The sequence below is a fragment of the Mycolicibacterium hodleri genome (assembly GCF_025822245.1).
Lineage (GTDB): Bacteria > Actinomycetota > Actinomycetes > Mycobacteriales > Mycobacteriaceae > Mycobacterium > Mycobacterium hodleri.
In genome coordinates this window covers 76,929-100,884 of record NZ_JACKTL010000038.1, presented here as the reverse complement: position 1 = coordinate 100,884, position 23,956 = coordinate 76,929, and the positions used below count along the sequence as shown (strand labels likewise).

General features: G+C 69.5%; 25 protein-coding genes. 8 read left to right on the top strand and 17 right to left on the bottom strand.

The annotated features are described in order from the left end of the window. Nucleotides 1-97 precede the first annotated feature (97 nt). The 4 genes from H7J06_RS17290 to H7J06_RS17275 are packed head-to-tail and all read left to right on the top strand — an operon-like array spanning nucleotide 98 to nucleotide 3,895. Nucleotides 98-1,030: a TauD/TfdA dioxygenase family protein gene (locus H7J06_RS17290; RefSeq protein ID WP_264040219.1), complete on the top strand. Its 933-nt coding sequence runs from the start codon at nucleotides 98-100 to the stop codon at nucleotides 1,028-1,030. 4 nt (nucleotides 1,031-1,034) lie between these two features. Beyond that, a complete protein-coding gene (cobG, locus tag H7J06_RS17285; protein WP_264040218.1) occupies nucleotides 1,035-2,144 on the top strand; it encodes a precorrin-3B synthase in 1,110 nt (369 codons plus the stop codon). A gap of 9 nt (nucleotides 2,145-2,153) precedes the next feature. Beyond that, nucleotides 2,154-2,780: a precorrin-8X methylmutase gene (locus H7J06_RS17280; protein ID WP_264040217.1), complete on the top strand. Its 627-nt coding sequence runs from the start codon at nucleotides 2,154-2,156 to the stop codon at nucleotides 2,778-2,780. Nucleotides 2,781-2,815: 35 nt separating this feature from the next. Next, a complete protein-coding gene (locus H7J06_RS17275; RefSeq protein ID WP_264040216.1) occupies nucleotides 2,816-3,895 on the top strand; it encodes a phosphotransferase family protein in 1,080 nt (359 codons plus the stop codon). Here H7J06_RS17275 and H7J06_RS17270 read toward each other — a convergent pair. From H7J06_RS17270 to H7J06_RS17255, 4 genes are read right to left on the bottom strand one after another with little or no spacing between them, the layout of a single operon-like run. Continuing rightward, a complete protein-coding gene (locus H7J06_RS17270; RefSeq protein WP_264040215.1) occupies nucleotides 3,882-4,604 on the bottom strand; it encodes a cobalt-precorrin-6A reductase in 723 nt (240 codons plus the stop codon). The two genes, H7J06_RS17275 and H7J06_RS17270, sit on opposite strands and share 14 nt — an antisense overlap. After that, entirely contained in the window at nucleotides 4,604-5,359 is a 756-nt protein-coding gene (gene cobM / locus H7J06_RS17265; protein ID WP_264040214.1) for a precorrin-4 C(11)-methyltransferase, read from the bottom strand. The genes H7J06_RS17270 and cobM overlap by 1 nt, the downstream gene beginning before the upstream one ends. Then, nucleotides 5,356-6,534: a precorrin-6y C5,15-methyltransferase (decarboxylating) subunit CbiE gene (gene cbiE / locus H7J06_RS17260; protein ID WP_264040213.1), complete on the bottom strand. Its 1,179-nt coding sequence runs from the start codon at nucleotides 6,532-6,534 to the stop codon at nucleotides 5,356-5,358. The genes cobM and cbiE overlap by 4 nt, the downstream gene beginning before the upstream one ends. Continuing rightward, nucleotides 6,531-7,283: an SDR family NAD(P)-dependent oxidoreductase gene (locus H7J06_RS17255; protein ID WP_264040212.1), complete on the bottom strand. Its 753-nt coding sequence runs from the start codon at nucleotides 7,281-7,283 to the stop codon at nucleotides 6,531-6,533. The genes cbiE and H7J06_RS17255 overlap by 4 nt, the downstream gene beginning before the upstream one ends. Nucleotides 7,284-7,318: 35 nt before the next feature. Between H7J06_RS17255 and H7J06_RS17250 the strand changes: the two genes are divergently transcribed. After that, nucleotides 7,319-7,735, top strand: a complete 417-nt coding sequence (locus tag H7J06_RS17250; RefSeq protein ID WP_264040211.1) for a F420-dependent biliverdin reductase — start codon at nucleotides 7,319-7,321, stop codon at nucleotides 7,733-7,735. Nucleotides 7,736-7,873: 138 nt separating this feature from the next. Continuing rightward, nucleotides 7,874-9,526 carry an HNH endonuclease signature motif containing protein gene (locus H7J06_RS17245; protein WP_264040210.1) on the top strand — a complete coding sequence of 551 codons (1,653 nt, stop codon included), beginning with the start codon at nucleotides 7,874-7,876 and terminating at the stop codon, nucleotides 9,524-9,526. Here H7J06_RS17245 and H7J06_RS17240 read toward each other — a convergent pair. Continuing rightward, nucleotides 9,523-10,647, bottom strand: coding sequence for a M24 family metallopeptidase (locus H7J06_RS17240; protein WP_264040209.1), 1,125 nt, complete (start codon nucleotides 10,645-10,647; stop codon nucleotides 9,523-9,525). The genes H7J06_RS17245 and H7J06_RS17240 overlap by 4 nt on opposite strands. Before the next feature lie 10 nt (nucleotides 10,648-10,657). Further along, on the bottom strand, nucleotides 10,658-11,053 hold the full coding sequence (locus H7J06_RS17235) for a VOC family protein (RefSeq protein WP_264040207.1): 396 nt from the start codon (nucleotides 11,051-11,053) through the stop codon (nucleotides 10,658-10,660). Between the two features lie 33 nt (nucleotides 11,054-11,086). Between H7J06_RS17235 and H7J06_RS17230 the strand changes: the two genes are divergently transcribed. Next, on the top strand, nucleotides 11,087-12,046 hold the full coding sequence (locus tag H7J06_RS17230; protein ID WP_264040206.1) for a 5'-3' exonuclease: 960 nt from the start codon (nucleotides 11,087-11,089) through the stop codon (nucleotides 12,044-12,046). Here the strand turns inward: H7J06_RS17230 and H7J06_RS17225 are convergent. Genes H7J06_RS17225 through pafA form a run of 7 tightly spaced genes read right to left on the bottom strand, consistent with a single transcriptional unit; the run spans nucleotide 12,043 to nucleotide 20,239 of the window. Then, a complete protein-coding gene (locus tag H7J06_RS17225; protein WP_264040205.1) occupies nucleotides 12,043-12,771 on the bottom strand; it encodes a DUF4333 domain-containing protein in 729 nt (242 codons plus the stop codon). The genes H7J06_RS17230 and H7J06_RS17225 overlap by 4 nt on opposite strands. Before the next feature lie 50 nt (nucleotides 12,772-12,821). Continuing rightward, nucleotides 12,822-15,596: a DEAD/DEAH box helicase gene (locus H7J06_RS17220; RefSeq protein WP_264040204.1), complete on the bottom strand. Its 2,775-nt coding sequence runs from the start codon at nucleotides 15,594-15,596 to the stop codon at nucleotides 12,822-12,824. Then, complete coding sequence (gene tatC / locus H7J06_RS17215; RefSeq protein WP_264040203.1) at nucleotides 15,580-16,530, bottom strand: twin-arginine translocase subunit TatC; 951 nt, start codon at nucleotides 16,528-16,530, stop codon at nucleotides 15,580-15,582. The genes H7J06_RS17220 and tatC overlap by 17 nt, the downstream gene beginning before the upstream one ends. Before the next feature lie 59 nt (nucleotides 16,531-16,589). After that, nucleotides 16,590-16,838, bottom strand: coding sequence for a Sec-independent protein translocase subunit TatA (gene tatA, locus H7J06_RS17210; protein ID WP_264040202.1), 249 nt, complete (start codon nucleotides 16,836-16,838; stop codon nucleotides 16,590-16,592). 30 nt (nucleotides 16,839-16,868) lie between these two features. Continuing rightward, nucleotides 16,869-17,852 (bottom strand): helix-turn-helix transcriptional regulator, encoded by a 984-nt coding sequence (locus tag H7J06_RS17205; protein ID WP_264040201.1) that lies wholly within the window; start codon nucleotides 17,850-17,852, stop codon nucleotides 16,869-16,871. After that, a complete protein-coding gene (locus H7J06_RS17200) occupies nucleotides 17,849-18,847 on the bottom strand; it encodes a helix-turn-helix transcriptional regulator (RefSeq protein ID WP_264040200.1) in 999 nt (332 codons plus the stop codon). The genes H7J06_RS17205 and H7J06_RS17200 overlap by 4 nt, the downstream gene beginning before the upstream one ends. Before the next feature lie 33 nt (nucleotides 18,848-18,880). Then, nucleotides 18,881-20,239, bottom strand: a complete 1,359-nt coding sequence (pafA, locus tag H7J06_RS17195) for a Pup--protein ligase (protein ID WP_264040198.1) — start codon at nucleotides 20,237-20,239, stop codon at nucleotides 18,881-18,883. Nucleotides 20,240-20,346: 107 nt separating this feature from the next. Here pafA and H7J06_RS17190 point away from each other — a divergent pair, with 107 nt between their 5' ends. After that, entirely contained in the window at nucleotides 20,347-20,574 is a 228-nt protein-coding gene (locus H7J06_RS17190) for an Rv1893 family protein (protein WP_264040197.1), read from the top strand. On the opposite strand, the gene prcA is transcribed toward H7J06_RS17190, so the two are convergent. From prcA to dop, 4 genes are all read right to left on the bottom strand, one after another. Continuing rightward, the gene (gene prcA / locus H7J06_RS17185) at nucleotides 20,571-21,296 is read right to left on the bottom strand and encodes a proteasome subunit alpha (protein WP_264040196.1); all 726 of its coding nucleotides are present in this window, start codon (nucleotides 21,294-21,296) and stop codon (nucleotides 20,571-20,573) included. The two genes, H7J06_RS17190 and prcA, sit on opposite strands and share 4 nt — an antisense overlap. After that, nucleotides 21,293-22,177, bottom strand: a complete 885-nt coding sequence (gene prcB / locus H7J06_RS17180; RefSeq protein WP_264040195.1) for a proteasome subunit beta — start codon at nucleotides 22,175-22,177, stop codon at nucleotides 21,293-21,295. Before prcB ends, prcA begins: the two co-directional genes overlap by 4 nt. Next, complete coding sequence (locus tag H7J06_RS17175; protein WP_149483522.1) at nucleotides 22,174-22,368, bottom strand: ubiquitin-like protein Pup; 195 nt, start codon at nucleotides 22,366-22,368, stop codon at nucleotides 22,174-22,176. The genes prcB and H7J06_RS17175 overlap by 4 nt, the downstream gene beginning before the upstream one ends. Nucleotides 22,369-22,439: 71 nt before the next feature. Beyond that, on the bottom strand, nucleotides 22,440-23,948 hold the full coding sequence (gene dop / locus H7J06_RS17170; RefSeq protein ID WP_264040193.1) for a depupylase/deamidase Dop: 1,509 nt from the start codon (nucleotides 23,946-23,948) through the stop codon (nucleotides 22,440-22,442). Nucleotides 23,949-23,956: the final 8 nt, after the last annotated feature.

Genomic DNA, 23,956 nt, shown 5'->3' with positions numbered 1-23,956 from the left:
GTCGCGCGCTGGTGTGACGGGAGTCACAACGAGGGGGAGTTCGAATCGTCGGTAGCCGAAGGCTGTCCACGACCGGCCGGCCGTGAGCCAATGAGCCATGGCCAACTCCCCCGTGATCGTGAAGCTCGGCGCGAACATCGGCGCCCGCATCGACGGCGTTCGACTCGGAGGCGATCTCCCGGCGTCGACCGTCGAGGCGGTCAACGACGCCCTCCTCGAGCACAAGGTGATCTTGTTCCGCGACCAGCACCACCTCGACGACGAGGGCCAACTCGACTTCGCCAGGACTCTCGGCACGCCCACCGTCGCGCACCCCACGGTGACCTCGCGCGGCGCCGACGTGCTGCCCATCGACTCGCGGTACGACAAGGCCAACTCCTGGCACACCGACGTCACCTTCGTCGACCGGATTCCCAAGGCGTCGCTGCTGCGGGCGATCACCCTGCCCGAGTACGGCGGCACGACCACGTGGGCGTCCACCGAGGCCGCCTACGACCAGCTGCCTGCGCCGCTCGCCGCCCTCGCCGAGAACCTGTGGGCGATCCACACGAACGACTACGACTACGTCAAGGACTTCGCCGAGGACGAAGACCACCGCGATGCCGACACCGTCCGCGAGTACCGCGAGGAGTTCGTCTCCGAGCACTTCGAGACCGAACATCCGGTGGTCCGCGTCCACCCGGAGACGGGACGGCGGGTGCTGCTGCTCGGTCACTTCGTCAAGAGGTTCGTCGGCCTCGGCTCGGGCGAGTCGACCACGCTCCTGCAACTGCTGCAGGCCCGGGTGACGAAGCTGGAGAACACGATTCGGTGGAACTGGAGCCCCGGCGATCTGGCCATCTGGGACAACCGGGCCACGCAACACTACGCCGTGTCCGACTACGACGACCAGTACCGCCGCCTGAGCCGCGTGACCCTGGCCGGCGACGTCCCGGTCGACGTGCACGGCACGCCCAGCCGCGTCGTCGCGGGCGACGCGTCGCACTACTCGGAGGTCGTGGCGCCGGTACGTCTGGTCGCCGTACCGTAGGGGGATGGCCCGAACCCGCGACGACGACGCGTGCCCCGGCGCGCTCGCCGTGCACCAGGCCGCCGACGGCGCACTGGCCAGGGTGCGCCTGCCCGGCGGCATGATCGAGGCACCCCAGCTGGAGGCGCTGGCGCTCGCCGCCGCCCGGTTCGGTTCCCCGGCAATGGAACTGACCTCGCGCGGCAACGTGCAAATCCGCGGGATCACCGACGCCGACGGGCTGGCCGACGCCATCGCCGACGCGGGCCTGCTGCCCTCGCCCACCCACGAACGGGTGCGCAACGTGGTCGCCTCACCCTTGACGGGCCGTCAAGGCGGTACCGCCGACGTGCGGGACCTGGTCCGCGCCCTCGACTCCGCGATCCAGTCGAACGACCGGCTGGCACGCCTGCCGGGACGGTTCATGTTCGCCCTGGACGACGGCCGTGGCGACGTGTCCGGACTGGGAGCCGACGTCGGCCTGCACTTCCTCGACGACGAGACCGCCGCGCTGCTGGTGGGTGGCGTCGACACCGGCGTGCGCACCCGCGACGGCGTGCCGCTGCTGATCCGGGTGGCCGAGAGGTTCGCCGACGTTCGTGGAACGGCGTGGCGGACAATCGAACTCGACGACGTCAGCCCTCTCCTCGAGGGGCTGACGCCGACCGCGGAACCAGGCAGGACGTGGCCTCCCGTCGCCCGCCCCCCGGTGGGCTGGCTCCCCCAGGACGACGGACTGGTTGCCCTCGGCGCCGCCGTGCCCCTCGGCGTGTTGAAGACCAGGGTCGCCGAGTACCTCGCGGCGGTCGGGTCCCCCGTGGTGATCACGCCGTGGCGCTCGGTGCTGGTGTTCGACCTCGACGAGGAGATCGCCGACACCGCCCTGCGCGTGCTCGCCCCCCTCGGGCTGGTCTTCGACGAGGCGTCACCGTGGCTCGACGTCAGCGCCTGCACGGGCAGCCCGGGCTGCGCGCACTCCGTCGCCGACGTCCGTCGCGACGCCGCGGCCGCCGTGCACGACGGAACCGGGGGTTCGCACCGGCACTTCGTGGGGTGCGAACGCGCCTGCGGGAGCCCCCCGGTCGGCGAGGTTCTGGTCGCCACCGAGAGCGGCTACGAGGCGCGCCACCCGTAGGGTGATCGGGTGCTCGACTACACCCGCGACGCCGCCGAGATCTACCGTCAATCGTTCGCGATGATTCGCGACGAGGCCGATCTGGCACGGTTTCCCGACGACGTGTCGCGCGTGGTCGTCCGGTTGATCCACACCTGCGGTCAGGTGGACGTCGCAGACCACGTCGCGTTCACGCCGGGCGTCGCCGAAGCCGCCCATCGCGCCCTGGCCGCGGGGGCGCCGGTGCTGTGCGACTCCTCCATGGTCGCCGCGGGCATCACCCGCACCCGCCTTCCCGCCGACAACGAGGTGGTCTCGCTGGTGGCCGATCCGCGGGCGGCCGACCTGGCCGCGAAGATGGGCAGCACGCGCTCCGCGGCGGGCGTGGACCTGTGGGCCGACCGACTCGGTGGCGCGGTGGTGGCCATCGGCAACGCGCCCACCGCCCTGTTCCGGTTGCTCGAACTGCTCGACGAGGGCGCACCCGTGCCCGCCGCCGTGCTGGGCGGGCCCGTGGGCTTCGTGGGGTCGGCGCAGTCCAAGGACGAGCTCATCGATCGCCCGCGCGGGATGGACTACCTCGTGGTGACGGGACGCCGAGGCGGCAGCGCGATGGCCGCGGCCGCCGTCAACGCGGTGGCGACCGAGCGGGAGTAGACAAGTGTCCAGCGGGGCGGTTACTGTCCGGCCCCATGACTGGGCGTATCCCGCCGGCCGTCTCGATCCCCCGCAGTCCGACGGACGTGACGCCGCAGTGGGTCGAAGACGTGCTCGCGACCGAGGTTCGATCCGTGGACGTCACCCCGATCGGCACCGGCCAGACGGGCGCCACCTACCGCCTCGCGGTGAAATACGCGACCGACACGACGGGACTGCCCGACACGTTCGCGGTCAAGCTCTCCTCCCAGGACGACGCCGTACGCGACCGCGTCGCCCTCGGGTATCGCTCCGAACACGCCTTCTACACCGACGTCGCGGACGTCGTCCGGGTGCCGATCCCCCGACACTTCCACTGCGAAATCTCCGAGGACGGCGGCGATTTCGTGCTCCTGCTGGCCGACATGGCGCCCGCGGTCCAGGGTGACCAGATTGCCGGCTGTACGGCCGCCGAGGCTGAGCTGGCCGTCCGCGCGCTGGCAGGCCTGCACGGCCCCACGTGGTGTGACCCGAGGTGGTCGGAGTTCGAGGGCCTGGTCATGTCGACGGCCACCGAGGACGCCATGAAGGGGCTCGGCGACGTCGCCGTGATGGCCTCGCAGATGACGCTCGACCGACTGGGTTCGCGGATGACGCCCGAGGATCGCGACACCATCACCGAGGCCATGTCGGCCGTCACGCCCTGGCTGATGGCCGACCGCGATCGCTTCGCGCTGATGCACGGCGACTACCGCCTGGACAACCTGCTGTTCACGCCCGACCGCAGTCACGTCACCGTCGTCGACTGGCAGACGCTGGGCGTCGGACTGCCCGCCCGCGACCTGGCGTACTTCACCGGCACCAGCCTGACGCCCGAGACCCGGTCGGCCGTCGACCGAGACCTCGTCGCCGCCTACTTCGCGGAGTTGTCCGCTTACGGCATGACCGATTACGACGTCGACGCCTGTTGGCACGACTACCGCGTCGGCATGCTGCAGGTGCCGTTCCTCTCGGTGCTCGGCTGCGCGTTCTCGATCTCGACCGAGCGCGGCGACGACATGATGCTGGTGATGATGCAGCGCGGCTGCCAGGCCATCCGCGAACTCGGCAGTCTGGATCTGGTCAGAGCGCCCTGACCCACGCCGCGGCGTCGGCCACGGTGGGCACCGCACGCACGTCGTCGGGCAGACCCGGCCGCTGCACCATGATCACGGGGATGCCGAGGTCGACGGCGGCGGTGACCTTGTCCCGCGTCATGTCGCCCCCGCTGTTCTTCGTCACCAGTGCGTCGATCCGGTACTCCTCCAACAGCTTTCGCTCGTCGGCGTAGCGGTACGGGCCACGCGAGAGCAGCAGGTGGTGGCGCGGCGGCAACTCCACGTCGTCCGGCGGGGTGACCGCGCGGATCAGGAACCACGCGTCGACGGCGGCGAACGCTGCGCTTCCGGAGCGCCCGGTGGTGAGGAAGACCCGCGAATGGTGGTTGCGGGCCACCACGTCCGCGGCCTCGACGTCCGAGCCGACCACGACGGCGTTACCGGGCGGCCATGCCGGTCGCGCCAGGACGACGTGTGGCAGGCGCTCCTCGCGGCAGGCTCGCGCCGCGTTGGCGGTGATGCGGGCGGCGAACGGGTGGGTGGCGTCGACGACGGCGTCGACCCGCTCGTCGCGCAACCAGCGGCGCAGCCCGTCGACTCCTCCGAACCCTCCGATGCGAACGTCGCCGACCGGCAAGGCCGGATCCGGGACACGCCCGGCGAGCGAGCTGACCACCGTCACGTCGGGATTCAACTCGGCGGCCAGCGCCCGCGCCTCGGCCGTCCCACCGAGGAGCAGCACGCGCATCAGTGCCGACTTCCGCGGCGACGCCCCGACGAGTAGAGGTAGCTGTCGGAGAAGCCGTCGGCCGCGAGCACGTCGCCGACGATGATGACGGCGGTGCGGGTGACCCCGGCCGCGTGAACGCGTTCGGCCAACTCGCCAAGACTGCACCGCAAGACCGTCTCCTGCGGCCATGACGCGAACGCGACCACCGCACAGGGGGTTTCGGTACCGTATCCACCGGCGAGCAGATCGGGGACGATCGCGTCGACCTGAGCGGCCGCCAAGTGCAGGACCAACGTGGCACCGGGTTTCGACAGCGTCTGCAGGTCCTCCCCCGGCGGCATCGCCGTCGACAGGGTCGCGACCCGGGTCAGCGTCACGGTCTGGGCGACCCCGGGCAGGGTCAGCTCGCGACCCAGTGCGGCAGCCGCGGCCGCGAAGGCGGGCACCCCCGGAACCACCTCGTAGTCGACGCCGGCCGCGTCGAGCCGGCGGCACTGTTCGGCCAACGCGCTGTAGATGGACGGGTCCCCGGAGTGCAGGCGCGCGACGTCCAGCCCTGCGGCGTGTGCGTCGGTGAGCTCGGTGACGATCTGCTCCAGGGTCAGCGGTCCCGTGTCGACCACCCTGGCGTCCGGCGGGCACAGCGCCAAGAGATCCTCGGGCATGATCGAGCCCGCGTAGAGGCACACCGGGCACCGCTTCAGCAGGCGTTCCCCGCGGACGGTGATCAGATCGGCCGCACCCGGCCCGGCGCCGATGAAGTAGACGGTCATCGCTTGGTCACCATCCACTGGGTGACCGGCATCGCGGCGCGCCAGCCGGTGAAGCCACCGACGGGCTCACCGTGGTAGTGCTGAAACCGTCTCAACGTTCCCCCGATCCGCGAATACCATTGCGCGACCACCGCTTCGGACTCCACGGTGACGACGTTGGCGACCAGTCGACCGCCGACGGGCAAGTGCTCGAAGCAGCCCTCGAGCAGCCCGGGCTGCGTCAGGCCGCCGCCGACGAAGACGGCGGCGGGCTCGGGGGCACCGTCGAAGTGGACCGGTGCCGCCCCGCGCACGTCCACGGCGGCACCGAAGGTGATCGCGTTGGTCTCGATGCGGGCCCGGCGAACCTCGTCGCGTTCGAATGCCACCGCCGCACAACCGGATGCGCTGCGGCACCACTCGACGGCGATGCTCCCGGAACCCGATCCGACGTCCCACAGCAGCTCGCCGGGACGCGGACCCAGCGCCGCGAGCGTGACCGCCCGGACCGACTGTTTGGTGATCTGCCCGTCGTGGGCGAAGACGTCGTCGGGCAGCGCATGGGCCACCCGGTCGTCGGGCAGATACCGCACCGCCATGACGTTGAGCTTGTCCACGTCGTGCGGGGGGCGGCCCGCCCACTCCCGCGCGGTGGCCGACCTGCGGCGCTCCTGCGGGCCGCCGAGCTGCTCGAGAATGGTGAGTTCGGAGTCTCCGCGCCCGGTCTCGGCGAGCAACCGCGCCAACGTGGCGGGGCTGTCGGCGTCCCGCGACAACACCACCGCCTGGCCTCCGCGGCGCACGGCGGTGTGCACTCGCGCGGTGACGAGGCTGATGATCTCGGTGTCCTGCACCGCCCAGCCGACACGTGCACAGGCCAACGTCACCGACGACACGTGCGGCAGGACCGCAACCCGCTCTGGCCCGTACATCCGGATTAGGGTGTTGCCGATCCCATGCAGCAGCGGATCACCGCTGGCGATGACGTGGACGTCGACCTCGGCGTCGTCGAGCAGCGCGCGCAACGCGGGCAGCAGCGGCGACGGCCACGCCCGGCGGTGCGCAGACACGGAGTCGTCGAGTAGATCCAGCTGCCTCGGTGATCCGTAAACGGTTGTGGCCCGGGCAAGTTCGACTCTGGATGCGGTGGGCAGCCCCGACATGCCGTCGGCCCCAATTCCTACGACGACGATCATCGGGGCAACCTACGCCAGATCGCCCGCGGCGTCAGCCGGAATGCGAGGACCAGCACGGCCAGCGACCGCGGCACCCAGATCTCGTTGCGCCCCTTGGCAAGCGCCCCCGCCACTGCGTCGGCCACCTGGGTCGGCGTGCTGGACAGCGGGGCGGGCGACATCCCCTCGGTCATGCGGCCGATGACGAAACCCGGCCGCACCAACAGCAGGCGAACACCCGAGCCGTGCAGGGCGTCAGTCAGCCCACGGGCGAACGCGTCGAGTCCCGACTTGGCCGAGCCGTACACGTAATTGGCGCGCCGAGGTCGCACGCCGGCCACCGACGAGAACACCACGATCGCACCGCGGCCGGCCGACCGCATCGTCGCCGCCAGCACGGTCAACAGGCTGACCTGCGCGGTGTAGTCGGTGTGCACGATCGCGGCGGCGTGGGCCGGGTCGGTCTCGGCGCGCGCTTGGTCACCGAGGATCCCGAAGGCCACCACCGCGGTGGTGATCGGGCCGAACTCGGCGACGATCGACGCGACGAGCGGCGCGTGCGAGTCGAGTGCGTCGGCGTCGAACTCGCGAGCGTGGACGGCCCCGGCCCCGGCCGCCGTCACCGTCGCGACTTCGTCGGCCAGTCGACCGGCGTTGCGCGCGGCCAGCACCACCGTCGCGCCGCTGGCCAACCGGGTCGCGAGTTCGATCGCGATCTCGCTGCGCCCACCGAAAACGACTACCAGGCGGTTGTCCGCCGTGTCCTCCATGGTTGCGATTATGTCCTGCGCTAAGTTGGACACCGATGGCGAAGGCAACTACGCGACTGACGAACGATGCGTTGGCGTTCCTGACCGAACGGCATCTCGCCATGCTGACCACACTGCGAGCCGACAATTCGCCGCACGTGGTGGCCGTCGGATTCACGTTCGATCCCAAGACCCACGTTGCGCGGGTCATCACCACGGGTGGGTCGCAGAAGGCGGTGAACGCCGACCAACGAGGCGTCGCCGTGCTCAGCCAGGTGGACGGAGCCCGGTGGCTGTCGCTGGAGGGCAGTTCGACGGTGAGCGCCGAGCCTGCGGCCGTACGCGACGCCGAGCTCCGCTACGCCCAGCGCTACCGCACGCCGCGGGTCAACCCCCGGCGCGTGGTGATCGAGGTGCGAATCGAGCGGGTCCTCGGGTCGTCGGATCTCCTCGATCGCAGCCAAGACGACTGACGCCGCGGATTAGCATGCGGCCCTGACATTTTGGGGCTGGGCGCTTCGGTTGTGCACAGTGGGTGATTCATCCACAGATCCGGGCCGACGGCTCGTATTTCGGCTTCTCCGTCGGTTCACAACGGTAAATTCGCAAGTATGTTCGATTCGTTGGTGGCTTCCGCGGCCGGTACGTCGGGTGCCGATGCAGTGCCGGCGTGGTCTCAGGCGGAGTCCGCCGCGTGCGCTCGCAAAGTCGCGGCGATGGCCGGGATGCTCGAGGCCGCCTACGCCGCGTCCGGGTCGGCGTCTCGGGACCTGTGGTGTGTCGACAACTTCGATGCCGTCGCCGCGCACATCGGGGCGGTCCTGCGGATCACCACCGGCGCCGCGTCCAACCAACTGTTGATCGCCGTGGCGCTACACGAACGGTTCCCCCAGGTGGCCGCGGTGTTCGCCGACGGGCTCATCACCTATCAGCTGGTGCGGACGGTGGTGCAGCGCGGCGCCCTGGTCGTCGACCCCGACGCCCTCCACGCTCTCGACGCCATGCTGGCGGCGGCGCTGAGCACCCGGGAACCCATGTCGGTGGCAACGCTGGAGAAGACGATCGACGGGTTCGTCGCCCAAGTCGACCCGCAGGCGGTCATCCGCACCGAGACTAGGGCCCGGGGCCGCTCGGTGGAGATCGGCGACGAGGACGGCAGCGGGATGGCGACGGTCTTCGCGACGTTGTTCGCCCACGACGCCAAGGCCTTCGACACCCGGATCGACGCGCTGGCCCGCACCGTCTGCCCGGCTGATCCCCGCACCCTGGATCAACGCCGCTCCGACGCGATGGGCGCACTGTCCCACGGCGCGGACCGCCTGGCCTGCCTCTGCGAGTCCGAGGACTGCCCCGCCGGTGAGAATCCACCCTCGACGGGGGTGGTGGTCTACGTCATCGCCAGCCAAGACACGCTCACCCTCGACGAGCGGCCGGCGCCAGCGCCACCGGCACCACCACTGCCGCCGTCTGCGCCCGATGTTTCAGCGCCGGACCACACCGTCGCCGATGAAGCCGCGATCGCCGACGAGGCTGTCGCGGAACAGGAGTCGGCCGACACCCCGGCCAGTCCCGCCCCCGCCGCCGAGCGCACCGCCCTCGACGGCGAACCCCCGGCCATGTTCGCCAAGCCGCTGCGTGAGCTGACCCTCACCGAAGCCCTCACCCCCACCCCCGGCCGGCTGGCCACCATTCGGCCCGCGGCGATGATGGGTGGCCAGTTCCTGCCCGGGGCGATCGCCTGCCGCGCCACCGTCGGGGCCACGATCACCCCGATCGTGCACCCCGGCCAAGCCCCACCGGAACCCCGGTACCGACCCTCGAAGAAGCTGGCCGACTTCGTCCGCTGCCGCGACATGACGTGCCGCTTCCCGGGCTGCCGTGCCCCGGCGACGAATTGTGACGTCGACCATACGATTCCGTGGCCATGCGGCCCGACGGCGGCGTCCAACCTGAAATGCCTCTGCCGCCGACATCATCTCTTAAAAACGTTCTGGGGTGGTGAGAGTGGTTGGCGGGATCAACAACTCGATGACGGCACGATTGTGTGGACCGCACCCGACGGGCGCACCCACGTCACCACACCGGGCAGCCGACTACTGTTCCCCGAACTATCCCAGCCCACCAGAACCGTTGAGGCGAGCGGCGTTCCAAGAGGCCACGCGTCGGGCCTGACCATGCCGCGGCGCACGACCACCCGCGCCCAAGACCGCGCCAGACGCATCCAACGCGAACGCGGCGAACTCGCTGGCGCGCCGCCTGGTTAGACCGGAACCACCACGAGATCGCGGGGCTGGTCGTTGACCGACTGGGCCCCGTCACTGGTGACGATCACGATGTCCTCGATACGGGCGCCCCACGAGCCGGGGAAGTAGATGCCCGGCTCGATGCTGAACGCCATGCCCTCCTCGAGCGGCAGATCGTTGCCGGCGACGATGTAGGGCTCCTCGTGCACGGAGAGGCCGATGCCGTGACCGGTGCGGTGCACGAAGGCCTCCGCCAGCCCCTCCGCGGCGAGCACGTCGCGCGCGGCGGCGTCGATCTGCTCGGCAGTCACACCGGGCCGGACCGCCGCCACCGCTGCCTGCTGCGCCCGCTGCAGGACCGCGTAACGCCCCGCCACGTCGTCGTCCGGCTGGCCGATGCTGTAGGTCCGCGTGGAATCCGAGTTGTATCCGGGCTCGTACGGGCCGCCGACGTCGACGACCACCACGTCGCCCGCCTGCAGCACGCGATCGGAGCATTCGTGGTGCGGGTCGGCACCATTGGGACCCGACCCGACGATGATGAACGCCACTTCCGAATGTCCCTCGGCGACAATCGCTTCGGCGATGTCGGCGGCCACGTCGGCTTCGGTGCGCCCCGGCACCAGGAACTCGGGAACCCGCGCGTGCACTCGGTCGATCGCGGCCCCCGCCTTGCGGAGCGCGTCGACCTCCGCGGCATCCTTGATCATCCGCAGCCGGCGCAGCACGCTGGTGGCCAGCACCGGCACGGTGCCCAACACCTCCGCCAGCGGGAGCAGGTGCAGCGCCGGCATGGCGTCGGTGACCGCGGTGGCGACCGAGCCACCGCCGAACACGTCGGCGACCAGGGCGTAGGGATCGTCACCGTCGACCCAATCGTGCACGCGCAGGCCGAGTTCCATCACCGCGGAGTCCTTGAGCGCCGCCAGCTCCATCCGGGGAACCACCACGGTGGGCTCACCGGCCGCGGGCAGCACCAACGCGGTCAGCCGCTCGAAGGTCTGGGCGCGCGACCCGACGAGGTAGCGCAGGTCGTACCCGGGCGTGATGACCAGACCCGCCAGGCCGGCATCGGCGGCCGCAGCCGTCGCCGCCCGCAAGCGTCCCGCGTATACGTCCGTGCCGAATCTCCCGATGTCCATGTCGTCGAGGTTAATCGGCGCGCCGATAGGTGGCGACCTCGATCAGGTTGCCGTCCGGGTCGCGGCAGTAGTGCGACGTCATCGGACCGAGCGCCCCCGTCTTGGCGACCGGCCCCTCGGTGATCTCCACGCCACACGACCGCAGATGCGCCCCGACGGCATCCGCGTCGGCGTCGACGACGAAGCACAGGTCCAGGGTGCCCGGAGCGTCGACGGCCGCGGTCACCCAGTTCGGTGCCCCGGTGGGTCGGACGTTGAGCTTCTGGTCGCCGAACCGCAGCGCGATCCGGCCGTCGCCGAAGACCTCGCGGGTCATCCCGAGCACCCGGACGTACCAGTCGACGGTGCGGTCGACGTCGACCGTGTTGACGACGACGTGGTCGATGCGGTCCACGGACAAGCCCATGGCTCCATCAATACCGCACGCTACTGTCAATCGATGACCGCACCCGTCCTGCTCCTCGACGGCGCCAGCATGTGGTTCCGCTCGTTCTTCGGGGTCCCGTCGTCCATCACCGCACCCGACGGCCGCCCGGTGAACGCGCTGCGCGGCTTCCTCGACGCCGTCGCCACCCTCGTCACCAACCACCGTCCGTCGCGGCTCGTGGTGTGCCTGGACCTCGACTGGCGGCCACAGTGGCGGGTCGACCTGATTCCGTCGTACAAGGCGCACCGGGTGGAGGAGGAACGCGCCGCCGGTGAGCCCGACGTCGAGGAGGTGCCCGACGACCTCACGCCGCAGGTCGACATGATCATGGCGATGCTCGATGCCTTTGGCATCGCCACCGCCGGCGCCCCCGGATTCGAGGCCGACGACGTCCTCGGCACGCTCGCGACCCGCGAACGCGTCGATCCCGTCGTCGTCGTGAGCGGGGACCGCGATCTGCTCCAGCTCGTCGCCGACGACCCCAATCAGGTCAGGGTGCTCTACATCGGTCGCGGCCTGGCCAAGGCGACGCTCTTCGGTCCGCGGGAGGTCTCCGAGCAGTACGGGGTGCCACTCGACCGCGCGGGCGCCGCCTACGCGGAGCTTGCCCTGCTGCGCGGTGACCCGTCCGACGGCCTGCCCGGCGTCGCGGGCATCGGCGACAAGACCGCATCCACCCTGCTGGCCCAGTACGGCTCGCTGGAGCGGATCATGGCGGCCGCCCACGATCCGTCGTCGAAAATGCCTGCCGCGCAACGCAAGAAGCTGTCCGCGGCGACCGACTACGTGACGGCGGCGGAGAAGGTCGTCAGAGTGGCCACCGACGCCGAGGTCAGCACGTCCACCGAATCGGACGTGCTACCCCTGACGGCTCGCGATCCGCGTCGGGTCGCCGAACTCGCCGGGGAGTACGGCGTCACGTCGTCCGTCGGACGTCTCCAGAAGGCGCTCGACGGACTGCCGTCGGACTAGCGGGGCCTGCCGACCTCGTAGGTTCCACTGTCGTCCTGGAACGTCACCGTCACCTGGCGCTTGGTGCCGTCGATGCTGACCTCGCAGTCAAAGGTCCCGCCCTTGACCACCTTCGGGTTGGCCCCGTTGTTGCAGGTGACGTCCTGGACGTTCTTGGCACCGTAGCCGTTGGTCGAGTCACTGAGGATCTGCTGCACACCCGACTGGGCGGCCTTGACGTCGAGGTTGGTGGTCATGAAGAAACCCGGCTTCCAGAAGCCCAGGATGCCCACGACCACGATGACGACCGCCACCAGGGCGCCGATCACGCCGAGGACGAGACCCTTCGACTTCTTGGACCCCGCATCGGTCGACGAGTACGGGGAGAACTGCTGATTGGGGTCGTACTGCCCCGGCGGCTGGCCGTACTGCTGGTTCGGGTCGTACTGCCCGTACTGCGGTGGTTGCCCATACTGCGGCGGCTGACCGTACTGGGGCTGCTGCGGATACGACGACGGGCCGTACGCGGTCGGCGGCTGCTGGTACTGCGGTTGCCCGTAGGTGGGTTGCTGGTACTGCGGCTGTCCGCCGTACGCCGGCGGCTGCTGGCCGTAGGCGGGCGGCTGCTGACCCCAGGGCGACTGCTCCGGCTGCGGCTGTTCGGGGCCCTGAGGCTGCCACGCGGGATCGGCCGGCTGCTGACCCGCCCACGGCTGGGTGGGATCGGATCCCTGCGGTCCGCTCATCGTCTCTCCTTGGTTCCATCTGCAGTCAAAATCGAAACGTTGGCCACACCCTACCCCGCGTCAACAGCCACGACGCCGCGCCGAATCGCGCCGATCGCGCGTTTCGCCGACGCCCGCAACGCGGGTGTCGGGGCGGCATTTCGCACCTGGTCGAGCAGATCGAGGACCTGGCGACACCACCGCACGAAATCGCCTGCCGACAACGGAGATCCGCCGCCCGAGGCGTCGGATGCCGCCAACGACGCCGACAGGTCGCCCGTGGTCGCCCAGCGGTGCATCGCGGCCACGAAACCGACGTCCGGCTCGCGACTCGCCGGGAGCCGGTGCTGCTGCTCCTCGGCGCGAATCTCCGCCCACGACCGGCGCGTCTGCGACAGCGCCCGCCGCATGCCGGGCGTCGCGCCGTCGACGACCGCTGACCCGCCCGGCGTGTCGCCCCGCGACTCGAACAGCACCGCGGACACCACCGCCGCCAACTCGGCGGCGTCGAGGCCGTTCCAGGTGCCGCTGCGCAGACATTCGGCGACCAGCAGATCGCTCTCGCTGTAGATGCGCGAGAGCAGGCGTCCGTCGTCGGTGACCACCAGATCGCCGTCTGCCGTCTTCTCGATGAACCCACGGCCGGTGAGCAGCAGCACGATTCGGTCGAAGGTGCGGGCCAGCGAATTGGTCGCGGCGTTGACCTTCTTTTGGATGTCGGCGTTGTCCCGCTCGATGCGCAGGAAGCGCTCGGCCTGCCTGACTCGTTCGTCACGGTCGGCGAGGTGGTGCGCCGGATGGGCCTTCAACTTCTCGCGTAGGCCGGCGAGTTCGGGATCGACGTCGTGTTCCCGATCTTGGCCCGGCTGACCACGTTTGGGCCGTTCGGTGGGCACGGGCAGTCCGGCCGCGGCCGACCGCAACGCCGATGCGACGTCCCGGCGGACCCGAGGTTGGCGGTGTTCGACGCGCTTGGGCAGCGTCATCGACCCCACCCTCAGCGACGACCCCGAGAAGTCGGTCGACGAAATGCGGCCTGCCCAACGGTCTTCGGTGAGCACCAGCGGCCTGGGGTCGTCCCGATCGCCGGCCGGCTCGAGGACCACCGCAAGCCCTCCGCGGCGCCCCTGCCCGATGGTGATGATGTCACCGCGGCGCAGCGCCGACAGCGCGTCGTTGGCCGCCTGCCGGCGCTGCACCCGCGACGCCCGGGATTGCGCGCGTTCGCGGTCGGCGATCGTCGCGCGCAACCGGGCGTAGGCGAGGATGGGCGCGTCCCGACCACCGAACTCCGCGGCGATCTCGTCCATCATCTTCTCGCCGCGGGACACGCCGCGGACCAGGCCGACGACGGAGCGGTCGGCCTGGAACTGGGCGAACGATCGCTCCAACAGTTGGTGCGCCTGCTCGGGCCCCATGTGGTTGGTCAGGTTGATCGTCATGTTGTACGACGGGGCGAACGAACTGCGTAGGGGGAACGTGCGGGTCGACGCGAGACCCGCCACGTCGGCGGGTTCGACGTCGGGGTGCCACAGCACGACGGCGTGCCCCTCGACGTCGATGCCGCGGCGCCCGGCGCGGCCCGTCAGTTGGGTGTACTCCCCCGGTGTCAGCGGGGCGTGCTGTTCGCCGTTGAACTTGACCAGCCGCTCAAGCACGACGGTCCGCGCTGGCATGTTGATGCCCAAGGCGAGTGTCTCCGTGGCGAACACGGCCTTGACCAGCCCGGCGGTGAACAGCTCCTCGACCGTGTGCCGGAAGACCGGCAGCAGGCCGGCGTGGTGGGCGGCGATGCCGCGCAGCAGCCCTTCGCGCCACTCGTAGTAGCCGAGCACCGACAGGTCGGCGTCGTCGAGGTCGGCGCACCGCCGGTCGATCACCTCGGCGATGCGCGCCCGCTCCTTCTCGTCGGTGAGTCGCAACGACGAACGCAGGCACTGCTTGACCGCGGCGTCGCAGCCGGCCCGGGAGAACACGAACGTGATGGCGGGCAGCAGGCCCTCGTGGTCGAGGACGCCGATGACGTCGGGCCGCGACGGCGGACGGTAGATGGTGGGTCGGCCGCCGCCCCGGTTGCCCGGTCGACCGCGGCCGCGGGGCTGCCAGTCCGACAACCGGTCGGCCTCGCGTCGATGGGAGATGTGGCGGATCAACTCGGGATCGACCAGGCTGCGGTCGCCGGTGGCCTCCGAGCCCTCGAACAGGTCGAACACGCGCTTGCCGACCATCATGTGCTGCCACAGCGGAACGGGTCGGTGCTCGTCGACGACGACGGTGGTGTCACCGCGGACCGTCTGGATCCAGCCACCGAACTCCTCGGCGTTGCTCACCGTCGCCGACAGGCTGACCAGCCGCACGTCCTCGGAGAGGTGCAGGATGACCTCCTCCCAGACCGCGCCGCGCATCCGGTCGGCCAGGAAGTGCACCTCGTCCATGACGACATGGGAAAGGCCGTGCAGCGCATCGGAGTTGGCGTAGAGCATGTTGCGGAGCACTTCGGTGGTCATCACGACGATCGGGGCGTCGCCGTTGACGTTCTGGTCACCGGTCAGGAGCCCGATGCGTTCGGCGCCGTAACGCTGCACCAGGTCGTTGTGCTTCTGATTGCTCAGCGCCTTGATTGGCGTGGTGTAGAAGCACTTTCGGCCCGCGGCGAGCGCAAGGTGCACCGCGAACTCCCCCACGACGGTCTTGCCGGCGCCGGTGGGTGCGCACACCAGGACGCCGTGGCCGTTCTCGAGGGCCTTGCAGGCGCGGATCTGGAAGGGGTCGAGGGAGAACGGCAGTTGCGCGGTGAAGTCGTCGAGTCGCGTCGCGCCGGGCGATGGGTCAGGTGGCTTGGTCATCGATGCCCAGGCGGGACGGGGCAGGCACGGCGCTGGGGACCTCGACGGGCTCGACGCTGCCGATGGGGGCCGCCTGATCGTCGGGGACGTCCTCGAGCGCCGCCCGGCGGGCCTTGCGCTTGTCGTTGAACCGGGCGATCTGGATGGAGAACTCGAGGAGCAGCGACAGGGCGAGGGCCAACGCGAGCATCGAGAACGGATCCGAGCCGGGCGTCGCGAATGCGGCGAAGACGAACAAGCCGAAGATCAGTCCACGCCGCCACGACTTCAACTTCTCGTACGGCAGCATGCCGACCAGGTTCAACATGACGATCAGCAGCGGGAACTCGAAGCTGATGCCGAACACCAGCAGCAGGTTGATCAGGAAGCCGAAGTACTGGTCACCGTTAAGCGCGGTGATCTGCACGTCGCTGCCCACGGTGAGCAGGAAGGCCAGCGCCTGGGACAGCACGACGTAGGCCAGCACGGCGCCGCTGACGAACAGCGCCGCCCCGAAGGCGACGAACACCGACGCGAACCGGCGCTCCTTTTGGTAGAGCCCAGGGGTGATGAAGGCCCACAGTTGCTGCAGCCATATCGGACAGGCCAAGACGACGCCGGCGGTCAACGCGACCTTGAACCGCAGCATGAACTGGTCGAACGGGGCCGTGGCGAGCAGACGGCACTGGCCGTCGGGGGCAATGTCGGCGCGCGACGACGCGGGCAGTGAGCAATAGGGCGCCCGGAGCCAGTCGCCGAGACTGGGCAGGCCGAAGAACCCGTGGGTGTACCAGACGAAGCCGAAGATCGTCGTCAGCAGGATTGCCCCCACCGCAATCAGCAACCGGTTGCGCAGCTCCTGCAGGTGGTCGACCAGCGACATGGTGCCGTCGGGATTGGCTTGCGATCGCCGACGACGCGGATCGAGCCGCTTGAAGATTCCAGGGGTGCGCACGGGGTGTCTAGACGCCAATCAGCCGCGCAGCCTCGCGGTGCGCTGTGGGAAGGGTGAGATCAGGCCGGTCGTTGCTCGGGAGACTGCACGGGTGCGGCCTCCGGCTGAACTCGTTCCGACGTGATGGGCGCCGGCGCCGGCGGCGTCTCGGCGTCCTTGCCGTCGGACTGCATTTCCTTGATCTCGGACTTGAAGATTCGCATCGACTTGCCCAGTGACCGCGCTGCGTCCGGAAGCTTCTTCGCTCCGAACAGCAAGACGAACACCGCGATGACGATCAACCAGTGCCACGGCTGTAGACCACCCAATTTGGACACCTCCAAGTGTTGCGGACGAGTCTACCCGTCCTCGTTGACGACGATGGCTTCGTACGCCTCGAGCGCCGCCGCGGCGGATTCTCGGACCCGGTCGGCCAACGCCTGTGGTTCCAGTATGCGCACCGCGGAGCCGAAGCCAAGGACGAAGCGCACCATCCATCCCTCCGAGGCGTACGTCATCGCCGCCTCGAAGGCACCGTCCGGGTGCTCCCGCACCACCCGCAGCGGGTAGTAGTCGAACATCCAGGCCGCGGACCGGTCGATCAGCAGGGTCGCCGCGGGCAGTGACGGGTCGGCGTCGAACAGCGAGGTGTCCGGGCGGGCGGCCACGGCGGGTTCGGGCGGGGCGGACCGCTCGTCGAGCACCCGCGCGTCGACGATGCGGTCGAATCGGAAGAGCCGGACGCCCTCGGCGGTGCGGCACCACGCCTCGAGGTAGGCGTGATCGGCGACAAGGACGACGCGGATCGGGTCGACGACACGGCTCGACAGCGCGTCGTGGCTGGCCGAGTAGTAGTCGATGGCCAGGGCGCGGCCGTCGCGCACCGCCCCACGCACCGCGGCGGCGATCCCGCTCTCGATGGGAGCGGGTTCCTCGATCGCGGCGTCGGCACCCTCGCGGGCCCCGGTGGCGGTCCCGGCGGCGGACTCGATCTTGGCGATCGCACTGCGGGCGGCCTCGGGGTCGACGATGCCGGGCACCTCGAGCAGCGCCCGCAGCGCCACCAGGATGCCGGTCGCCTCCGGAGAGGTCAGGCGCAGCGGGTGATCCATGCCCGCCGAGAAGGTGACGTCGATGGTGTCGCCGGAGAATTCGAAGTCGATGAGATCGCCGGGGCCGTAGCCGGGCAGGCCGCACATCCACAACTGGTCGAGGTCCTGGGTGAGCTGCGATTCGGTCACCCCCAGTTCGGCGGCGGCCTCGGCCCGGGTGATCCTCGGGTTGGCCTGGAAGTACGGAACCATGTTCAGCAGCCGTACCAGCCGCGTCGAGACGCTGCTCACGAGCGATCCCCCACCCCGGCGTGGGCGCGGAGGCGCTCGACGACGTTCTGGCGCAGCGACGCCGGGTCCAGGACGACGGCGTCCGCACCGCAGCTGGCGACGTCACGCGCCAGCTGGTCCTCTCGGCCGACGTCGAGCGCGATCTCGTCACCGGCACGCCCCGCCAACGCGTGCGGCGTGGTGGTGACCGCCTGGCGCCGCAGCGCCGTGCCGCGGCCCTCAGCCACCCAGACCCGGGCCTGTGCGCTCGGCGGCGCGTCGGCGACCGCGAGATGCACGATGTGCCGCAGGTCGACGCCGTCCGGCCGGCGCACCGCGTCCCGGGGGCCGATCGGCGTCACGTCGGCGTCGATGCGCGAGAGGCGGAAGGTTCGGGTGGCGTCGCGGGTCCGGTCGTGGCCCACCAGGTACCAGCGGCCACGGAAGGTGACGACACCCCACGGTTCGACGGTGCGTTCGGTGTACGGCTCGCCGCGCGACGCCCGATGCTTGAACTGAACCGCCTGCCCGGAGTCGATCGCCGCCAACAGGATTCCCAGCACGTCCTCCGACCCCCGCAGCCCGGGCAGCGCGGCGGTGGTGGTGATCGCGACCGCCGACTCCGGCGCGTCGACGTCCACCCCGGCCGCACGCAACTTCAGCAACGCGCCCTGGGTAGCCGTGACCAACTCCGGCGACTCCCACAGCTGAGTCGCCATGGCGACGGCGGCGGCCTCGTCCGCGGTCAACTCGACGGGGGCCAGCGCGTAGGCCTCGCGGTTGATTCGGTAGCCCTCCGTCGGGTCCATCGACGACACCCGCCCCGTCTCCAGGGGGATTCCGAGGTCACGCAATTCGTTCTTGTCCCGCTCGAACATTCGCGAGAAGGCCTCGTCGCTGGGGCTGTCCGCATAGCCGGACACGGTCTCCCGGATGCGCTCGGCCGTGATGAACGAACGGGTCGACAGCAACGCGATGACGAGGTTCATCAAGCGCTCGACTTTGGAGATCCCCACCCAGCGAGCTTAAGGCGTGCCGCAGGAGGCCACCTACATCGACGCGATGAGGCGCTTCACGCGTTCGTCGACCGACCGGAACGGGTCCTTGCACAGCACCGTGCGCTGCGCCTGGTCGTTGAGCTTGAGGTGCACCCAGTCGACGGTGAAGTCCCGCCCCGCCGCCTGCGCGGCACTGATGAACTCACCACGGAGCTTGGCCCGGGTGGTCTGCGGCGGTTCGTTGACCGCCGCGTCGATGTCCTCGTCGGTGGTGATCCGCGCGGCCAGACCCTTGCGCTGCAGCAGGTCGAACACGCCGCGACCGCGCTTGATGTCGTGGTAGGCCAAGTCGAGCTGCGCGATCTTGGGGTCGGACAACTCCATGTCGTAGCGATCCTGGTAGCGCTCGAACAGCTTCTTCTTGATCACCCAGTCGATCTCGGTGTCGACCTTCGCGAAGTCCTGGCTCTCGACGGCGTCGAGCTGACGCCCCCAGAGATCCACCACCTGCTCGATCTGGGCGTTGGGTTCCCGGGTCTGAAGGTGCTCGACCGCGCGGCTGTAGTACTCCCGCTGGATGTCGAGCGCGCTGGCCTGCCGACCACCGGCCAACCGCACCGGGCGGCGACCGGTCAGATCGTGGCTGACCTCGCGAATGGCGCGAATCGGATTGTCGAGGGAGAAGTCCCGGAAGGGCACGCCCGCCTCGATCATCTCCAGCACCAGCGCCGCGGTGCCGACCTTTAGCATCGTGCTGGCCTCGCACATGTTCGAGTCGCCCACGATGACGTGCAGTCGGCGGTACTTCTCGGCGTCGGCGTGCGGCTCGTCGCGGGTGTTGATGATGGGCCTGCTGCGGGTGGTCGCGCTGGAGACGCCCTCCCAGATGTGCTCGGCACGCTGACTCAGGCAGAACGTGGCCGCCTTGGGGGTCTGCAGCACTTTGCCCGCGCCGCAGATCAATTGGCGGGTGACCAGGAAGGGCAGCAGGACGTCGGAGATCCTGGAGAACTCCCCGGCGCGGACGATGAGGTAGTTCTCGTGGCAGCCGTAGGAGTTGCCAGCGGAGTCGGTGTTGTTCTTGAACAGGTAGATGTCGCCACCGATGCCCTCGTCGGCCAGCCGCTGTTCGGCGTCGACCAGAAGGTCCTCCAACACGCGCTCACCTGCGCGGTCATGGGTGACGAGCTGAATGAGGCTGTCACACTCGGCCGTCGCGTACTCCGGGTGCGACCCCACGTCGAGGTAGAGACGGGCGCCGTTGCGGAGGAACACGTTGGAGCTTCGGCCCCACGAGACCACGCGCCGGAAGAGGTAGCGGGCAACTTCGTCGGGAGACAGCCTTCGGTGACCGTGAAACGTGCACGTCACACCGAATTCGGTCTCAATGCCCATGATTCGCCGCTGCACGTAGTCGAGCTTACGGGTTGTGCGTGCCAGGCGTGGTGACCATTCGCCCCGGCGTTGCCTCGGGACGCTACGGTTGGCACCAAACACCGCGCGAAGAGGAGAATCTGATGGGCTTCAACCCCCGGGACGCGATCGAATCGGTCAAGGACATCGCCACGAACGCCGTCGAGCGGTCGGCGGACATCGTCGACAGCGCCGGTCACATCCTCAAGGGCGACGTCTCCGCCGGCGTCGAGGGCATCGTGTCCAGTTCGATGGACATCGCCACCCACTCGGTGCACAAGATCAGAGAGATCGCCACCGGCCGGGGCGACGACCTCGACGACGTCGTCTAGGACTCCTCCACCGGAAGAAGCGCCTCCAGCGCCGAACCCGTGATGCGGCGGAATGCGCGCCGCGGACGGCTGGCGTCCAGGATGGCGATCTCCAGCGTGGCCGGGCCCAGCGTGCGGGACTCGGTGCCGTTGGCGGCGGCCGCCGCGATGCCCGACTTGAGCGCGTCGACGGCGATCTTTGCCGCCTCGCTCAAGCTGGCGTTCTCGGTGAACGACTCGTTCAGCGCCGTGATGATCGGCTCGGTGGTGCCGCCCATCACGACGAAGTGCGGCTCGTCGGCGATGGAACCGTCGTAGGTGATGCGGTACAGCTCAGGGTGTTTGGGCTCTCCGAAGTGCGCCACCTCGGCCACGCAGAGCTCGACCTCGTAGGGCTTGGCCTGCTCGGTGAAGATGGTGCCCAGGGTCTGCGCGTACACGTTGGCCAGCTGACGGCCCGTGACGTCGCGCCGGTCGTAGGCGTACCCACGGGTGTCGGCGAACTGGATGCCGCCACGACGCAGGTTGTCGAACTCGTTGAACCGGCCGACGGCGGCGAAGCCGACCCGGTCGTACAGCTCCGAGACCTTCTGCAACGAGCGCGACGGGTTCTCCGCGACGAACAGCACCCCGCCCGAATAGGCAAGGACGATGACGCTGCGGCCACGGGAGATTCCCTTGCGCGCGAGCTCGGACCGCTCACGCATCGCCTGCTCTGGCGAGATGAAGTACGGAAAGCTCACAGCTCTACCGTCCCCTCATCGATGCCGAAAGACTCGTCACGAGAACGCCTTTCGATGACTTCACGGGCCAGTGCGGCAATCCGTTCCTTGGTGACCTCGACCGCGCCGTCGGCGTCGATGATCACCGCCGTCGGGTAGATGCCGCGCGCCAGATCGGGACCGCCGGTGGCCGAGTCGTCGTCGGCCGCGTCGTAGAGCGCCTCGACGGCCGCCGCCAAGGCGGACTCGGCGTCGGTGACGCGGGAGTACAGCTTCTTGATCGACGACTTTGCGAAGATCGAGCCCGAACCCACCGACTGGTAGCCCTCGAGTTCGACGTTCCAGCCGCCCGCTGCGTCGAACGACACGATGCGTCCGGCGCCCTCGGGATTGGGGTCGTCGAGGTCGTAACCCACCAGCAGCGGCAGTGCCACGAAGCCCTGCATGGCGGCACCGAGGTTGCCGCGCACCATGATCGACAGCCGGTTCACCTTGCCCGCGAAGGTCAGCGCGACGCCTTCGACCTTCTCGTAGTGCTCGAGTTCGACGGCGTAGAGCCGGGCGAATTCGACGGCGATGGCGGCGGTGCCGGCGATGCCGGTCGCGGTGTAGTCGTCGGTGACGTGAATCTTCTGCACGTCGCGGCCGGCGATGATGTTGCCCTGCGTCGACCGGCGGTCACCGGCGATCAGCACGCCCCCGGGGAACTTGATGGCGACGATCGTGGTGCCGTGGGGCACCGCGTTGGTCGCCGTGGGGTCACCGGCCACGAGGTGTCCGTCCGGCCGGCCCGTCGGGAGGAGATGCGGCGCTTGGCGGCGCAGCAGTTCGAAGAACGACGACGTGTCGCTCCCGAGACTCTGTTGGAGGAATGACGGCCGATCGTTATGCGGCCAGGTCACTGTCCGCCCTTTTGGACATACGCGCGCACGAAGTCCTCCGCGTTCTCTTCGAGTACGTCGTCGATCTCGTCGAGCAGATCGTCGGTCTCCTCGGAGAGCTTCTCGCGACGCTCCTGGCCAGCCGCAGTGCTGCCGGTGGGATCGTCGTCATCGCCGCCGCCACCACCACGCTTGGTCTGCTCCTGAGCCATCGCTGCCTCCTGCTCGTGTCAATCCCCGCCAGTTCCTTCACAGTACCGGTCGAGGTCTGGATTACCGCTCGTCAGGTCGTCAGCTGCGCGACGAGTTCGGCTGCGCTGTCCACCGAGTCGAGCAACGCGCCGACGTGGGCCTTGCTCCCACGCAGCGGCTCCAGCGTGGGGATTCGCACCAGCGAGTCGCCGCCGAGGTCGAAGATCACCGAATCCCAGCTGGCCGCGGCGATGTCCGCGCCGAACCTGCGCAGGCACTCACCACGGAAGTACGCGCGCGTGTCGGTGGGCGGGTTGTCGACGGCGTCGATGACCTGTTGCTCGGTGACCAGGCGCTTCATCGAACCGCGCGCCACCAGTCGGTTGTAGAGACCCTTGTCGAGCCGGACGTCGGAGTACTGCAGGTCCACCAGGTGCAGCCGCGGGGCCGACCAGCCCAGGTTCTCGCGCTGCCGGAAGCCCTCCAGGAGCCGCAGCTTGGCGGGCCAGTCGAGGATCTCCGCGCACTCCATCGGGTCGCGCTCGAGTAGATCCAGCACCGTCGCCCACGTCTCGAGCACCCTCGTGGCGGACGGATCGGGATCGCGGGCGTCGACCAACTTGGCCACCCGGTCGAGGTAGATCCGTTGCAGCGCAAGGGCGGTCAACTCGCGACCGTCGGTCAGCGCGATGGTGGCCCGCAGCGACGGGTCCCGGCTGACGACGTGCACGGCGTGAACGGGTCGCGCCAACGCGAGGTCGGAGAGGTCGAGGCCGTGAGCCGGACCCTCCTCGATGAGGTCGAGCACCAAGGAGGTGGTGCCCACCTTGAGGTAGGTCGACGTCTCGGCGAGGTTTGCATCGCCGATGATGACGTGCAGGCGGCGGTACTTGTCGGCGTCGGCGTGTGGCTCGTCGCGGGTGTTGATGATGCCGCGCTTGAGGGTGGTCTCGAGGCCGACCTCCACCTCGATGTAGTCCGCGCGCTGGGTGAGCTGGAACCCGGGTTCGTCGCCGGCGGGGCCGATGCCGACGCGGCCGGACCCCGTGACCACCTGGCGCGACACCAGGAACGGCGTGAGCCCGGCGATCACTGCGGAGAACGGGGTCTGGCGACTCATCAGGTAGTTCTCGTGAGTGCCGTACGACGCGCCCTTGCCGTCCACGTTGTTCTTGTAGAGCTGCAGCTTGGCCGCGCCAGGAACGCTGGCCACGTGCCGCGCGGCGGCCTCCATCACCCGCTCGCCCGCCTTGTCCCAGATGACGGCGTCCAGCGGGTCGGTTACCTCGGGAGCGGAGTACTCCGGGTGGGCGTGGTCGACGTACAGCCGCGCCCCGTTGGTCAGGATCATGTTCGCGGCGCCGACCTCGTCGGCGTCGACGATCGGTGGCGGTCCGCTGGCGCGGCTCAGGTCGAAGCCGCGCGCGTCGCGCAGCGGCGATTCCACCTCGTAGTCCCACCGCGTCCGCTTCGCCCGCTGGATGCCCGCAGCCGCCGCATAGGCGAGCACGGCCTGCGTGGACGTCAGAATCGGATTGGCGGTCGGATCGGACGGCGAGGAAATGCCGTATTCGACCTCGGTACCGATGATCCGTTGCATGCACTCAG